The sequence below is a fragment of the Streptomyces actuosus genome (genome assembly GCF_016921115.1).
GTDB lineage: Bacteria > Actinomycetota > Actinomycetes > Streptomycetales > Streptomycetaceae > Streptomyces > Streptomyces actuosus_A.
Genome location: NZ_JAFFZS010000015.1, coordinates 97,905 through 112,316, shown reverse-complemented (window position 1 = coordinate 112,316; position 14,412 = coordinate 97,905). Strand labels below are relative to the sequence as shown.

The 14,412-nt window shown below is 72.8% G+C and carries 11 protein-coding genes; 6 read left to right on the top strand and 5 right to left on the bottom strand.

The genetic code is table 11. The features are described from left to right. The first annotated feature begins 20 nt into the window (after positions 1–20). Positions 21–968: an EamA family transporter gene (locus tag JS756_RS20020; protein WP_205384496.1), complete on the top strand. Its 948-nt coding sequence runs from the start codon at positions 21–23 to the stop codon at positions 966–968. Between the two features lie 74 nt (positions 969–1,042). Here JS756_RS20020 and pepN read toward each other — a convergent pair whose 3' ends face one another. Then, on the bottom strand, positions 1,043–3,622 hold the full coding sequence (pepN, locus tag JS756_RS20015) for an aminopeptidase N (protein WP_205384495.1): 2,580 nt from the start codon (positions 3,620–3,622) through the stop codon (positions 1,043–1,045). A 511-nt stretch (positions 3,623–4,133) separates the two neighbouring features. On the opposite strand from pepN, the gene JS756_RS20010 reads away from it, so the two are divergent. Beyond that, the gene (locus JS756_RS20010) at positions 4,134–4,610 is read left to right on the top strand and encodes a DUF1203 domain-containing protein (protein ID WP_205384494.1); all 477 of its coding nucleotides are present in this window, start codon (positions 4,134–4,136) and stop codon (positions 4,608–4,610) included. A gap of 53 nt (positions 4,611–4,663) precedes the next feature. On the opposite strand, the gene JS756_RS20005 is transcribed toward JS756_RS20010, so the two are convergent. Beyond that, positions 4,664–5,680: an aspartate-semialdehyde dehydrogenase gene (locus tag JS756_RS20005; RefSeq protein ID WP_205384493.1), complete on the bottom strand. Its 1,017-nt coding sequence runs from the start codon at positions 5,678–5,680 to the stop codon at positions 4,664–4,666. 320 nt (positions 5,681–6,000) lie between these two features. On the opposite strand from JS756_RS20005, the gene JS756_RS20000 reads away from it, so the two are divergent. Together JS756_RS20000 and JS756_RS19995 are read left to right on the top strand one after the other, a co-directional pair. Beyond that, positions 6,001–6,543 carry an RNA polymerase sigma factor gene (locus tag JS756_RS20000; protein WP_205384492.1) on the top strand — a complete coding sequence of 181 codons (543 nt, stop codon included), beginning with the start codon at positions 6,001–6,003 and terminating at the stop codon, positions 6,541–6,543. A gap of 1 nt (position 6,544) precedes the next feature. Further along, positions 6,545–7,498, top strand: coding sequence for a hypothetical protein (locus JS756_RS19995; protein ID WP_307790816.1), 954 nt, complete (start codon positions 6,545–6,547; stop codon positions 7,496–7,498). A gap of 62 nt (positions 7,499–7,560) precedes the next feature. Here JS756_RS19995 and JS756_RS19990 read toward each other — a convergent pair whose 3' ends face one another. After that, complete coding sequence (locus tag JS756_RS19990) at positions 7,561–10,896, bottom strand: S8 family serine peptidase (protein ID WP_205384491.1); 3,336 nt, start codon at positions 10,894–10,896, stop codon at positions 7,561–7,563. A gap of 233 nt (positions 10,897–11,129) precedes the next feature. Continuing rightward, the gene (locus JS756_RS19985) at positions 11,130–11,684 is read right to left on the bottom strand and encodes a CGNR zinc finger domain-containing protein (protein ID WP_205384490.1); all 555 of its coding nucleotides are present in this window, start codon (positions 11,682–11,684) and stop codon (positions 11,130–11,132) included. Positions 11,685–11,824: 140 nt separating this feature from the next. On the opposite strand from JS756_RS19985, the gene JS756_RS19980 reads away from it, so the two are divergent. Then, entirely contained in the window at positions 11,825–12,274 is a 450-nt protein-coding gene (locus JS756_RS19980) for a VOC family protein (RefSeq protein ID WP_205384489.1), read from the top strand. 20 nt (positions 12,275–12,294) lie between these two features. Further along, positions 12,295–13,191, top strand: coding sequence for a pyridoxamine 5'-phosphate oxidase family protein (locus JS756_RS19975; RefSeq protein WP_205384488.1), 897 nt, complete (start codon positions 12,295–12,297; stop codon positions 13,189–13,191). 108 nt (positions 13,192–13,299) lie between these two features. Here the strand turns inward: JS756_RS19975 and JS756_RS19970 are convergent, their stop codons facing one another. Further along, positions 13,300–14,352 carry a hypothetical protein gene (locus JS756_RS19970; RefSeq protein ID WP_205384487.1) on the bottom strand — a complete coding sequence of 351 codons (1,053 nt, stop codon included), beginning with the start codon at positions 14,350–14,352 and terminating at the stop codon, positions 13,300–13,302. Positions 14,353–14,412: the final 60 nt, after the last annotated feature.

The window sequence follows — 14,412 nt, the reverse complement described above, 5'->3', positions numbered from 1 at the left end:
CACCGAAGGGATCCACCGCCATGAACCGCTCGGCCACCGTCCTGCTCACCGCACTCGCCCCCGTCTCCTGGGGCACCACCTATGCCGTCACCACCGAGTTCCTGCCACCCGGCCGCCCCCTGTTCACCGGCCTGATGCGGGCCCTGCCCGCCGGGCTGCTGCTCCTGGCGCTCACCCGGGTCCTGCCGCGCGGCATCTGGTGGGGCCGTGCGGCTGTGCTCGGCGCGCTCAACATCGGCGCCTTCTTCCCGCTGCTGTTCCTGTCCGCCTACCGGCTGCCCGGCGGCACGGCGGCCGTCGTCACCTCGGTCGGACCGCTGTGCGTGGTGGGGCTGTCGGCGGTGCTGCTGGGGCAGCGGCCCACCGCGCGGTCCGTGCTCACCGGGATCGTGGCCGCGTTCGGCGTCAGCCTGGTCGTCCTGCGGGCGGCCGGGGCCCTGGACGTGCTCGGTGTGACGGCGGCCCTCGCCGCCACCGTGTCGATGTCGGCCGGCACCGTCCTGACCCAGAGGTGGGGCCGCCCCGACGGCGTCGGCCCGCTCGCCCTCGCCGGCTGGCAGCTGACCGCGGGCGGACTGCTCGTCGCCCCCCTCGCCCTGGGGGTCGAAGGCGCGCCGCCCGCGCTGAACGGCCCGGCCGTCGGCGGCTACGTCTACCTCGCGCTCGCCAACACGGCCGTCGCCTACTGGCTGTGGTTCCGCGGCATCGGCCGCCTGACCGCCACGCAGGTCACCTTCCTCGGCCCGCTCTCCCCGCTGACCGCCGCGACCGTCGGCTGGGCCGCGCTCGGTCAGGCGCTCACGCCGGTCCAGGCGGCGGGCATGGCGGTGGCGTTCGGGGCGACCGTGGCGGGCCAGCTCCACCGGACCGGTACGGCCGAACGGCCGTCGGACCGGCCCGGCCGCGGCGGGCGACCGGGTCCCGTGACAGCGACGGCGGGCACCCCGCGACAGACGTCGGGCGGGTGACCGGCTCCCGGCCACCCGCCCGTCCGCAGGTCGCGCGCCGGTCGCACGGCATCCGTGCGACCGCCGCACGGATGCTACTCGGTCGCCGCCGCGGCGTCCGCCGCCTGGGCCTTCAGCGCCCGCTCGATGCCCGCGCGGGACTCCGAGACCAGCCGCCGCAGGGCCGCGCTCGGCTCGGCCGCGGCCAGCCAGGTGTCGGTCCGGCTCAGGGTGTCCTGCGACACCTGCACCGCCGGGTAGAGGCCGACGGCGATCTGCTGGGCCATCTCGTGCGAGCGCGAGTCCCAGACGCCCTTGACCGCCTCGAAGTAGTGCTCCGTGTACGGCGCGAGCAGCTCCCGCTGGTCGGTCTGGACGAAGCCGGCGATGACCGCCTCCTGCACGGCGTTCGGGAGCTTGTCGGACTCCACCACCGACGCCCACGCCTCCGCCTTGGCCTCCGGCGTCGGGCGCGCGGCACGCGCGGTGGCCGCGTGCCGCTCACCGGCCGCCGTCCGGTCCCGCTCGTACTCGCCCGCGATCTCGGTCTCGTCGAAGCGCCCCACGGCCGCGAGCCGCTGCACGAACGCCCACCGCAGCTCGGTGTCCACGACGAGGCCCTCGACGGAGTGCGTGCCGTCGAGCAGGGCCTCCAGCAGGTCCAGCTGCTCCGGCGTGCGGGCCGTCGCCGCGAACGCCCGCGCCCAGGCCAGCTGGTGGTCGCTGCCCGGCTCCGCGGACCGCAGGTGGGCCAGCGTGGCGTCCGTCCAGCGGGTCAGCAGGGCCTCGCGGCCGGTGGGGTCGGCGTACAGGTCGATCGCCAGCTTCACCTGGCGGTGCAGCGACTGCACGACACCGATGTCGGACTCCTTGCCGATGCCGGACAGCACCAGGGACAGGTAGTCACGGGCCGCCAGCTCCGCGTCCCGCGTCATGTCCCACGCCGACGCCCAGCACAGCGCGCGCGGCAGCGAGGCCTCGAAGTCGCCGAGGTGCTCCGTCACGAACGCCAGCGACCGCTCGTCCAGGCGCACCTTGGCGTACGACAGGTCGTCGTCGTTGAGGAGGACGACGTCCGGGCGGCGGCGGCCCACCAGCTGCGGTACGGCCGTCAGCTCGCCGTCGACGTCCAGCTCGACGCGGTCGTCGCGGACCAGCTTGCCCGCCTCGTCGTCGAACGTGTACAGGCCGATGGCGATGCGGTGCGGACGCAGCACCGGCTCGCCCTTGGCACCGGCCGGCAGCGCCGGGGCCTCCTGACGGACCGCGAAGGACGTGACGACGCCCGAGGCGTCCGTCTCGATCTCCGGACGCAGGATGTTGATGCCGGCCGTCTCCAGCCACTTCCTCGACCAGGTCTTCAGGTCCCGCCCGGAGGTCTCCTCCAGTGCGCCCAGCAGGTCGGCGAGGCGGGTGTTGCCGAAGGCGTGACGCTTGAAGTACGCCTGGACGCCCTGGAAGAACTCGTCCATGCCGACGTACGCCACGAGCTGCTTCAGCACACTCGCGCCCTTGGCGTACGTGATGCCGTCGAAGTTGACGAGCACGTCGTCCAGGTCGCGGATCTCTGCCATGATCGGGTGGGTGGACGGCAGCTGGTCCTGCCGGTAGGCCCACGTCTTCATGGAGTTGGCGAACGTGGTCCACGAGTGCGGCCAGCGCGACCCGGGCGCGTACGCCTGGCAGGCGATCGACGTGTAGGTGGCGAACGACTCGTTCAGCCACAGGTCGTTCCACCACTCCATGGTGACCAGGTCGCCGAACCACATGTGGGCCAGCTCGTGCAGGATGGTCTCCGCCCGCACCTCGTACGCCGCGTCGGTCACCTTCGACCGGAAGACGTACTGGTCGCGGATGGTCACGGCACCGGCGTTCTCCATCGCGCCCGCGTTGAACTCGGGCACGAAGAGCTGGTCGTACTTCTCGAACGGGTAGGCGTAGTCGAACTTCTCCTGGAACCAGTCGAAGCCCTGCCGGGTCACCTCGAAGATGGCGTCCGAGTCCAGGAACTCGGCCAGCGAGGGACGGCAGTAGATGCCCAGCGGCACGCTCTGCCCGTCCTTCTCGTAGACGCTGTGCACACTGTGGTACGGGCCGACGACGAGCGCCGTGACGTACGTGGAGATCCGCGGCGTCGGCTCGAAGGCCCAGACGTTGTCCTTGGGCTCCGGGGTCGGCGAGTTGGACACCACGGTCCAGCCCTCCGGCGCACGCACGGTGAACCGGAACGTGGCTTTCAGGTCGGGCTGCTCGAACGAGGCGAAGACGCGGCGGGCGTCCGGCACCTCGAACTGCGTGTAGAGGTAGGCCTGGTCGTCGACCGGGTCGACGAAGCGGTGCAGGCCCTCACCGGTGTTGGTGTACGCGCAGTCGGCGACCACCCGCAGGACGTTGCGGCCCGCGAGCAGGCCGGGCAGCAGGATCCGCGAGTCGTCGAAGACGTCCGCCGGGTCGAGGGCGTCCCCGTTGAGCGTCACCTCGTGGACGGCCGGGGCCACCAGGTCGATGAAGGACTCCGCGCCGTTCTCCGCCACGTCGAAGCGCACCGTGGTCACGGACCGGTAGGTGCCGCCCTCCTGCGCGCCCGAGAGATCGAGCTCGACCTCGTAGGAGTCAACGGTGAGCAGCTTCGCCCGCTGCTGTGCCTCTTCGCGAGTCAGGTTTGTGCCAGGCACGCGGTCATCTCCTCGTTGTGTTCGACATCCTCCCCCTCACGGAAGAGGGGGATTCCAACCCTGGCGGGCTGAGGTTCACGGGCGCTGGAACGGCTCGTGGCCGCCGTCACCCTTCCGGCACAGGCTGGTGGCCCGGGGCGGGAGATCCCATCCTGTCCTGCCGCGACGCCGACGGCTGCGAGATCGTCCGCAGTGCGGGCGAGGCCGCAGGACACACAGATGAACCGGGCCCGCCTCGTGTGCGAGCCCTTCTCGATCCAATCACAGGCGCCGTACCGCGGGCCGGTGTACGGGGCGCGGGTGTCCTCCGCCCGGCCCGGGGCCTCGTCCCCGGCGCGCAAGCCGTGTTCCCCCTGCTCACGCGTCGCGTACCTCCGGAATCTGGAAATGCGACCACTGTAGACCAGAACCCACCGGGCCCCGCAGGGAAAGAACTCCCGCGACGGCCCCGGCGAGGACGGCGTCCGGATCCCGCCGGTGGAACGGGTCCGCGGGCGCGAACCTCGACTGCATGAGCACCCACATCGCACGACCCATCGCGGCGGAGGTCCTGAGGGAGCTGCGCGCCGGCGACGACGCGGGACGCGCCCCGTCCCCGTTCACTGACACCGAGGGCGGCGCCCCGCTGCGCTGCTGCCTGCGCCGCAGCCGGCCCGGTGAGCGGATCGCCCTCGTCTCGTACGCTCCCCTGCGCCGCTGGGCGGCCGGCACCGGCGCCGAACCCGGGGCCTACGACGAGCAGGGGCCCGTCTTCGTCCACGCGCAGGAGTGCACGGGGCCCGGGAACGGGGGCCTGGCGTTCACCGAGACCCACCGGGTCCTGCGCCGCTACTCCGCCGACGGGCGCATCCTCGGCGGGCAACTGGTGCGGACCCCCGAGGGCTTCACAGAAGGCCTCCACAACGCGTTCGACGACCCGGCCGTGGCGCTCGTCCACGTCCGGGCCGTCGAGTACGGCTGTTTCCTCTACGAGGTCGGCCGGCCCTAGCCCGCCGCCGGTCTGCCGGAGGCCCGCCTCCGGCAGACCGGCGCCTCGGTCCTTCAGCCCTTCAGCTCCTGCGCCACCAGCTCGGCGATCTGCACGGCGTTCAGCGCGGCGCCCTTGCGGAGGTTGTCGCCGGAGACGAAGAGCGCGAGGCCGTTGTCCACCGTCTCGTCGCGGCGGATACGGCCCACGTACGACACGTCCTGGCCGGCCGCCTGGAGCGGGGTCGGGATGTCGGACAGCTCGACCCCGGGGGCGTCCTGGAGCAGCTCGGTGGCGCGCTCCGGGCTGATCGGGCGGGCGAAGCGGGCGTTGACCTGGAGGGAGTGGCCGGAGAAGACCGGGACCCGCACGCAGGTGCCCGAGACCTTCAGCTCCGGGATCTCCAGGATCTTGCGGGACTCGTTGCGCAGCTTCTGCTCCTCGTCGGTCTCGTCGAGACCGTCGTCCACGAGATTGCCGGCGAACGGCAGCACGTTGAAGGCGATGGGCCGCTTGTAGACGCCCGGCTCGGGGAAGTCGACCGCAGCCCCGTCGTGCGTGAGCTTGTCGGCGTCGGCGATCACCTTCTGCGCCTGTCCGTGCAGTTCGGCCACGCCCGCCAGACCAGAGCCGGACACCGCCTGGTAGGTGGCGACGACCAGGGCCTCCAGGCCGGCCTCCCGGTGCAGCGGCTTCAGGACCGGCATCGCGGCCATCGTGGTGCAGTTCGGGTTGGCGATGATGCCCTTGGGGCGGTGCGCGACCGCGTGCGGGTTCACCTCGGAGACGACCAGCGGAACGTCCGGGTCCCGGCGCCAGGCCGAGGAGTTGTCGATCACGACCGCGCCCTGCGAGGCGACCTTCTCGGCCAGCGCCTTGGAGGTGGCACCGCCCGCGGAGAACAGCACGATGTCCAGGCCGGTGTAGTCGGCGGTCGCCGCGTCCTCCACCGTCACGCCGTCCAGGACGGTGCCCGCCGAGCGGGCCGAGGCGAACAGGCGCAGCTCATCGGCCGGGAAGTTCCGCTCCTTGAGGATCCTGCGCATGACCGTGCCCACCTGACCGGTGGCTCCGACGATTCCGACCCTCACGGCGACTCCCTCTTCTCTCCACACTTGACCGACGCTTTTCCATCATGCGGCCGACCCGGGTCCACCTGTCCAATTCTTTGGGTGCGGTGCCCGAGGACTGGGACGCTCCTACCACGGTCCGGGTTCCGGACCTCCGGCATTCACCCCCACTGAGCTGCAGGAATTCATCCGGTGGGCGCCCTGCGCCGCAAGCTCGCCTGCCCGGCGCGCCGCGCGCCACACCTGCTGTGACGTACGCCTCCATGACGCGGCGCGGCCCGGGCCCGAACGTTTTGCCGCCGTGCGGCGTCATAGGGGAAACACGGTGAGGGGGGTGGCTCGTGCTGCGCAGAAGAGCCCGGCGGGCCCCGGAGGCGTACACCGGCGCCGCCGATCCCGGCGATCCGCTGGACGCGGACCAGGAGCGCAGGGTGCGGGCGGTGCTCGCCCTCGGGGGAGTGCCGCAGGCGGACCTGCCGGACGGGGTGCAGCAGGTCCGCCTGCGGCTGCTGGAGCGGGCCGCGAGCGGCCGGGAGGCACCGCGGGACGTCTCGGCGTGGGCTGCGGTCGTCGCCTCCCGCCTCGCCGTCGACTGGCACCGCGCCCGGCGCCGCCAGGAGCGGCTCGGAGAGCGCCTGGCCGCCCTGCGCCGGCCCGAGCTCCCGTCCGGCGAGGACGACAGCCTGCTGTCCCTCGCCGTCGCCCGTGGCCTGGACGAGCTGACCGACGCCCAGCGCCAGGTCCTCGTCCTGCGCTTCTATGCCGATCTGCCGGTGCGCTCCATCGCCGATGAGCTCGGTGTGCCGGAGGGCACGGTCAAGAGCAGGCTTCACACGGCGGTACGGGCCCTGCGCGCCCGCCTGCACGAGGACGAGGTGGTGTGACGTGACCTCCCGACCCGACGGCCACGCCGAACACGACGGTCACGCCGGGGACGGCGGACGTGCCGGACACACCGGCCGCCCCGTCGAGGGCGGCCCGTACGACCCCTGCGCCCCGGACCCCCTGACGACCGCGATCACGGGTGAGCGCCCGCCGGCCGGGGCCGATGCCGCCTTCCTCGCCGAGCACCGCGCGGCGGAGACGGACGTCGCCCTGCTGCGGCGGCAGCTGACCGCCCTCGGAGACGCCCTGGCGGATGCCGCACCGTCCGTGCCGTCCGCGCACTCCGCGCCGACCGGGACGGCGTCGCCCGTCGAACCGACGGGCGTGGAGCCGCCGTCCGCGGAACGCTCGCGCCCCGCGCCGTCACCGTCCGGGCCTGCGCCCGCAGCGCCGCGCGTGCCCGTTCGGCGGCCCCGGCGCCGGCTCCTGGCCGCGGCCCTGGGGCTGGCCGCCGCGGCGGCCGGGGTGACGGTGGCGGGGAGCCTGGTCGTGCCGGCGGTGAACGACGCGGCCCGGGAGCACGGCTCCGCCGCCGACGCGAAGGCGGCCGCCCCACCCGTCGGCCTCGCCGACCCGGCGTACGTCGCCTGCGCCGCGCTCGTCGTCGAGGGCGACGTCACCGGCGTGACACCGGTCGCCGGCACCGCCGAGCGCCGGGTCACCCTGCGGGTCACCCGCGCCTACGCGCCGCGGCGGCAGGCCGGTGACACCGGGCCCGGGCAGAGCGCGGCACCGGGGCAGGGCACGGGACCGGGGCGGGACGTGCCCACGGTCGTCGTCACGGTCGGGCAGGAGGTCGCCCCGGCGCCCCGCACGGGCCAGCACGTCCTCGTCGGCGTCCGGCGGCACGCCGCCACGGCCGACGTGTGGATCACCGGCGAGGCCGCCGTCGCCCCGGAACGGGCGCCGCTGACCGAGGCGGTGAACCGGGCGCGGGACGTCGTCTGCGACTGACCCCGGTACGCCGAAGGGGCGGGCGCCCGCACCGGACGCCCGCCCCCGTCACACCGGAAGTGCTACGGCGTGACCTTGCCGATCTTCACGCTGCCCACGCCCGCGACCGTGCCGCGCGCGTTGACCAGCTGGACCTGGCCGAAGAACTCGCGGCCCTCCGGCGCGGCGGCCGCCGCGGTGACGGTGGCGGCCACCGGAGCCGAGGCGCCCGTGGCGAGCTTCACCGGAGCCGACCCGTCGACCGTGACCATCCCGAGCGAGGGCGAGTAGAACACGTCCAGGTAGTCGTAGTCGGTGGAGCCGGACGGCACCGAGTAGCCGTCGACCTCGATGGTGTAGGTACCGGCGGCGGGGGAGGCCAGGGAGACCGACTCCTCCGAGTCGCCGTCGGCGGACTGGCCGACCTTGTTGCCGTCGGCGTCGTACACGTACAGGTCGAGGTCGGCGGAGGTGTCCGAGACCTTGCCGATGGAGACGTCCAGGGAGGTGGCGCCCTCGGGCACCTCGACCGTGGTCGTCCGGGTCTCGCCCTCCTTGATGGCCGGGCGGTCCGTCTTGGAGGACCCGAGCGCCCCGCCGACCAGCTTGCCGTCGATCGCGGCGAAGTTGTTCGTCACCGTCCAGGACACGGCGGCCGGGGTGTCGATCTTCGCCTCGGGCACGCTCGCGGTCGCCGGGTCGAAGGCCGCGCCGAGCACGGTCACGTCCAGCTTGTACGGGTTGTCGAGCAGCGGCGACGTGCGGCGCGCCTCGACCTCGATCTCCCACACGCCGGCCTGCGGGTCGCTGTAGGAGCGCAGGTCGGGGCGGCAGGTGTTGGCCGGGTTGTAGTGCGGGTAGCAGTTGATCGTCGAGGTGTTGTCGACGGGCACGCCGTACGGGTGGATGGCGATGAACCGGGTCTGGCTCTCGTCCTTCAGCCCGCTCATCGCGACCTCCAGCGAGCTGGCGCCCTCCGGCACGGTCACGAAGTACGAACGGCTGCTGTTGCGCTGGATCTTGCCGGAGGCGGAGAAGGTGTAGTCCACCGGCGTCGAGACGATCACGGTGTTCAGGACCAGGTGGTCGGTGCCGACGGTCTTCGGGTCGTCGACCTCGAGGATGGCGCTCTTGACGCCCACACTGCGCGGGTGGGCCTGGATCTTGACCGTCACCGGCTTGTTCAGCGGCAGGTTCACCTCGTCGGAGCCGACGATGCGGAAGGTGCGCGCCGCGTTGTTCTCCAGGTGCAGCTCGTGGCGGATCGCCTTGTCCGGGCCGGAGGTACGGGTGATGGTCACCTCGTACGTCTTCTTCTGACCGACCTTCAGGCCGCTCTCGCGGTCGTAGATGCCGGTGCCGTAGCCGGGCGTCTTCAGGAACTGGTCGATCGCGGTGTCGACCGGCGCCTTGATCGTGTACGTGTGGGCGCTGGTGCCCTTCCGGTCGGCCTTGGTGATGGCCTTCCAGGCGTCCACGATGTTGATCAGGCCCGCGCCCTCCTCATAGGCCTGCACGCCCCGGATGTGGTCGGCGGTGGAGGTCAGCGCCGTGCGCAGGGCGGCCGGCGTCAGGTCCAGGCCCTTCTGCTTCGCCGCGGACAGCAGCAGCGCGGTGGCACCGGCGGCCTGCGGGGACGCCATCGAGGTGCCCTGCAGCATGGAGTAGCCGGCCGGGAGGGAGTAGCCCGCCTCGGTGACCGGGGAGCCCGGCAGCCAGGTCTGGGTGGTGTTGATCGCGGCGCCGGGGGCGACCAGCGTCGGGGTGAAGCCGCCGTCCTCACGCGGACCGCGCGAGGAGAAGGGCAGCAGCTGGTACTTCTTCGTCACGATCGAGCCGTAGTTGGCCGCCCAGGTCTCCTTGGAGACGGACGCGCCGACCGAGATGACCTTGTCGGCCAGGCCGGGGTCGCCGATGGTGTTCACCCCGGGGCCCGAGTTGCCCGCGGAGATCACCAGCTGGACGCCGTAGGTGTCGATCAGGCGGGTGTACAGCTCGGCGCGGGCGTTGTTGCCGTCGTTCAGCGCGGGCAGGCCGCCGATCGACATGTTGACGACGTCGACGCCGCGGTTGACGACGAGGTCGATCATGCCCTCGGTGAGCGCGACGTTGGTGCAGCCGCCGCTCCAGGTGCAGGCACGGGACGACACGATCTTCGCGCCGGGGGCCGCACCGTTCATCCGGCCGCCGAACAGGCCGTTGGCGGCGGTGATGCCGGCGACGTGGGTGCCGTGCTCGGACTCGATGAGGCCGATGTTGACGAAGTCGGCCTTCTTGCCGACCCAGGACCCGCCGTAGGGGTCCATCGGCACGTCCTTGCGGATCTCCACCACGAACGGCTGGCGCTCGGCGACGTCCGTCGCCGGGTCGTCGGTGCCGAAGTAGCCGACCTGGTACCCGTCCTTGTACGGCTTCATCGGCGTGTCGTCGCTGAAGTCGTAGTTGTTGTCGAGGTCGACGGTGACCGTGCCGGCGGCGGCGTCGTAGAGCACGCCCCAGCTGTCGGTGGTGTCGCCGTCCCGGTCGGCGTCGCCCTTGGCGTCGCCGCCCGCGGTGACGGACTCCTTGAAGGTGCTGATCTGGTACGAGCCCGCCGGCGCCGTCCAGGTCTTGCCGCCGTAGGTGAAGGACGACCCGGAGACCGCGGTCACCATCGGGCGCCAGGTGCCGTCGCCGTCCACGATGGGGTCGGTCGCCGTCACCCAGTCGACGATCTTGCGCTCACCGGTGCTGGTCTTCTGCAGGGCCGGGTGGCTCAGGTCCACGCCGGAGTCGAGGATGCCGATGGTGACGCCCCGGCCGTCCGCCTTCGGGTTCTTCTTCACGAAGTCGACGGCGCCCGTCTCGAAGGACGGGTTGTACGGGTTCTCGGCGGGGGTGTTCCTGCCCGGCCCGCTGTAGGACTTCCGGCCCTTCGCCGACTTCGAGGACGCCGCCCCCTGCACGGTGTCCGCGGCCGGCGTCGGGTCGTCGAGCTGGATCTCCTGGCGCAGGTCGATCGCGTGCACGGAGGACAGCTTCGCGGCGGCGGCGATGGCCGCGTCCGCCTTGGCGGTCGGGACGGTGGCGCGGACGTAGCCGAGCTTGTCGTAGGTCAGGCCCACCGAGCCGCCCTTGACGTCGTCCAGTTCGTCGGCGACCTGCTCGGTCCGGCCCGGTGCGGTCGCGACCATCATGGTGACGTTCTTGTCGCCGGCGGCCTTGGCCTTGGCGAGGAGGTCGGCGTCGTCCGCACCGAGCTTGTCGTCGGCGGACTTCACGGCCGGGTCGGCGGTGGCCGGGGCCGGGGTCTGGTCTGCGGCGAAGGCCAGTGGTATCGGCCCGGCCGCGGACAGCGCGGCCACCAGACCCGCGGCCACGGCTATGCGGGCCACGTGTCTGGTGCCCCGTATGGAATCGCGCTCGGGGGTGTGGGTCATCGGCATCCCTTGCAGGTGAAGGTGCGTGCGAAGGGCGACCGGGCTGGTCATGCCCGGTCGCGGCCGTCCGGTGCACGGGCCCGGACGAGCGCACAGCTTTGCCCAAGGGGCCGTTCTTTGGGGAGGGTTGACCCAATCGAAATGGACTGATGGGGAAAACCCCCTATGAACGTAGGGGAGATGGAGGGCCAAGTCCGACAAGTCCCCCTGGCCCTCGGTTCGGGGGGTCCCGGTCAGGCGTCCTTGGTGCGCCGGTAGTGGCGGGACGCCTTGGCCCGGTTGCCGCAGGCCGCCATCGAGCACCAGCGGCGGGTGCCGTTGCGTGAGGTGTCGAAGAAGTGCAGGATGCACGCCTCGTGCGCACAGGAGCGGATGCGGTCCGGCGAAGTGGCCAGCAGCGTCAGGTAGTTGCGCGCGGCGAGCCAGCCGGGACCCCACGAGCGGTCGGCGAACTCGGGTACCTCGCCCGGCCCGTCGGGCGTGAGGACGGCGCGGATCCGCCCGTGCGCGAGGACGGCGTCGACGCGCACCGCACCCTCGGCCGGTGACCCGTCCACGGCGGCGTTCAGCGCGTCCCGGGCCCGGAGGGTGTGCCGCAGGGTGGCGTCGTCGGCCGCGAACTCGGCGGCCAGGCCGTTCGCGGCGAGCCACACCGCGAGTCCGTCGGCGTCCCGGAGCAGGTCCGTCACGACCCCCTCGTGCATCCACCGCGTGTTGAGCAGGTCGAGCGCGAGGGGCTCACCGGTCAGGGGGCGCGGGTCGCGGGTGGGGGGCGTTGTGGGCGGCATGGCGGAGCTCCTTCCGTGCTAACCGCTCAAGGTTACGTGACCGGTTGACGGTCATGACGCTAACCGTTAATGTCACTTTCATCGGTTAGGAATCCGAGGGAGTCCGTGACCCCGTGACCGGGGCACCCGAAGGGGGACGCATGACGCTGCGCACCGGCCACATCGGCCTGAACGTGACCGACCTGGACCGCTCGATCGCCTTCTACCGGGACGTCCTCGGCTTCGGCGTGATCGGCGAGGGTGAGGAGGGCGGCGACGGCGGCCGGTACGCCTTCCTCGGCGACGGCGACCGGCTCGTCCTCACCCTGTGGGAACAGGCGCGGCAGCCCTACGACGGCGCACGGGCCGGCCTGCACCATCTCGCCCTGGAGGCGGACTCGGTCGAGCGGCTCGGGGAGTACGAGCAGGCGCTGCGCCGCCACGGTGCCGACTTCGCCCACGACGGCGTGGTCGCGCACCGGGAGGGCGCGGCGTCCGGAGGCATCTTCTTCCACGACCCGGACGGCACCCGGCTGGAGATCTCCGTCCCCAGCGGGGCGGAGTCCGCTCCCGCGCCGCACGGCACAGCCCCGACCTGCGGCTTCTTCTAGACGAGAGGCACCGGGAAACGATGAGTGTCTACCGTGCCGGCTCGCGCGCCCTCCAGGACCGTCTGGGAGTGCGCGAGATCGCCGATCACGTCGGCCGTTCCGTCGGCCCGGGCATCAGGACCGTCGCTGCGGCCTTCCTGGAGCTCCAGCCGCTGCTCCTGCTCGGCGCCGCCGACCCGGAGACCGGGGCCGTGTGGGCCTCGCCGCTGGCCGGCCCGGCGGGCTTCGTCCGGGCGACGGGGCCGCACCGCATGTCCGTGGCGGGCGGGGTCCTGCCCACCGACCCGCTGGCGACGGCCCTGGCGACCGACGGCGTTCCCGTCGGCACCCTCGCCCTCGATCCGCGCACCCGCCGCCGCATGCGCCTCAACGGCCGGCTGCGCCCGACGGAACACGGCTTCGCGGTGGAGGCGGAGCAGGTGTTCTCCAACTGCCCGAAGTACATCCGGCGCAGGCGGACCTGCACACGGGTCGACCGCATGCCAGGCACGCCGGTCACCTCTACGGAGCTGACCGGGCAGGAGCGGGCGCTCGTCACGTCGGCCGACACCTTCTTCCTGGCCACCGTGCACGCCCACGGGGCCGACATCAGCCATCGCGGCGGCGACCCCGGATTCCTGCGCGCCGACTCCCCGCGCGAGCTGAGCTGGCGGGACTACCCGGGGAACTCCATGTTCCTCACGCTCGGCAACCTCGCCGCCGACCCGCGCGCCGGCCTGCTCGTCCTGGACTGGAGGACCGGGACGACCCTCCAGCTCACGGGGGAGGCGCGCACGGAGTTCGGCCCCGGGGGCGAGCGGACCGTCCGCTTCACCGTCACCCGGGCCGTACGGACCCCGTCGGCGCTCCCGCTGCGCTGGTCGCCGCCCCTCTCCCCGGTGAAGGACCCGGGGGCGGACCCGGGCACGGCGCGCTGAGGGGGCGGCGGCCCCGGGCCCCGGCGGCCCCGGTGATCGCACGAGGAGGGGCCATCGGATGCAAGCGGGCCCCTCCTCTCCCCTCCTGACGCCGGTCCCGGTCCGCCACTACCGGGGCAGCACCACGACGTAGGCGGCGGGATCGCGGTCCCCGGCCGCCATCAGCGCCGTACGGACCACGGTCGCCTGCTGCTCCATCGCGTCGCGCAGCTTCTTCGGTGTGATGTGGACGACCGTGATGCCCAGCCGCTCCAGGACCTCCCGCTTGCGGGCGTACTCCGACCACAGGTCGTCCTCCTCCTGGCGCGGGGCACGGGTGTCCACTTCGACCGCTACCGCCTGCTCGGGCCAGTAGGCGTCCAGGCCACCCAGGTGCGGGCCGCCCGGCAGACGCAGATCGACGTTCCAGACCGGATCGGGCAGACCGTGTTCACGGACCATGCGGTGCAGGCGGCCCTCGGCGATCGCGCGGCCCTCGGCGAGCAGCAACTCCACGGCGTCCATCACAGGGGAGCGGCTCAGCAGCTTCGCCTGGTTCAACTCCCGTACGACCGAAGCCGGTTCGCAGTGTCCGCCGCGCACCGCCTCGGTCAGCAGGCGGCGTACGGCGTCGGCGTCCGGCAACTCGGCGACCGTGTCCGCCAGGGCGCGGGGGACGGGGGCCACCGGAAGCCCCGTGACGTGCTGCGCGGTCGGCAGGGCGGGAGTGCGGATCACGTGCGCGCACCCCGTCGAGCGCAGCCGGCGCAGCCGCGGGACCAGGACGTCGATCGTCTCCAGGGAGAGCAGTGGGGGAGTGGAGGAGAAGCCGTGCAGGGTCAGGGCGGCCCGGCCGGTGATCATGGCCTCGCGGTAGGCCGGCGTGCCGTGCGGCCCCTCCGCGCCCGGCTGGACGGGCACACCCGGCGCCCCCGACTCCCGCGCCGCGTACAGCAGCACCGCGTGCAGCCGCTCCTCGCTGGTCGGCGGGCCCGGGTGCAGCAGGACCACGCCGGGCAGCACCTGCTGCCAGGCGCCGCCGGCGCGGCACTGCTCGTTCAGCTCGGCGGTGGTCACACCGTACGTCCGCAGCTGCGCGATCGTCAGGACACGCCGCCGGCCCGCGGCGAGGTGGTGGAGGGGGCGGGGACCGGCCGGGGGGACCGGGGCGTTGTGGTTCATGCCGCAGAGATTCCCGCCCCCGATCCGCCCCTTAACCACTGTTACACGCCCGTCGACACA

Coding starts and splice junctions, on each gene's coding strand:
- JS756_RS20020 (WP_205384496.1), top strand. CDS start 21: ATGAACCGCTCGGCCACCGTCCTGCTCACCGCACTCGCCCCCGTCTCC.
- JS756_RS19980 (WP_205384489.1), top strand. CDS start 11,825: ATGACGCTGCGCACCGGCCACATCGGCCTGAACGTGACCGACCTGGAC.
- JS756_RS19990 (WP_205384491.1), bottom strand. CDS start 10,896: ATGACCCACACCCCCGAGCGCGATTCCATACGGGGCACCAGACACGTG.
- JS756_RS19975 (WP_205384488.1), top strand. CDS start 12,295: ATGAGTGTCTACCGTGCCGGCTCGCGCGCCCTCCAGGACCGTCTGGGA.
- JS756_RS20010 (WP_205384494.1), top strand. CDS start 4,134: ATGAGCACCCACATCGCACGACCCATCGCGGCGGAGGTCCTGAGGGAG.
- JS756_RS19970 (WP_205384487.1), bottom strand. CDS start 14,352: ATGAACCACAACGCCCCGGTCCCCCCGGCCGGTCCCCGCCCCCTCCAC.
- JS756_RS19985 (WP_205384490.1), bottom strand. CDS start 11,684: ATGCCGCCCACAACGCCCCCCACCCGCGACCCGCGCCCCCTGACCGGT.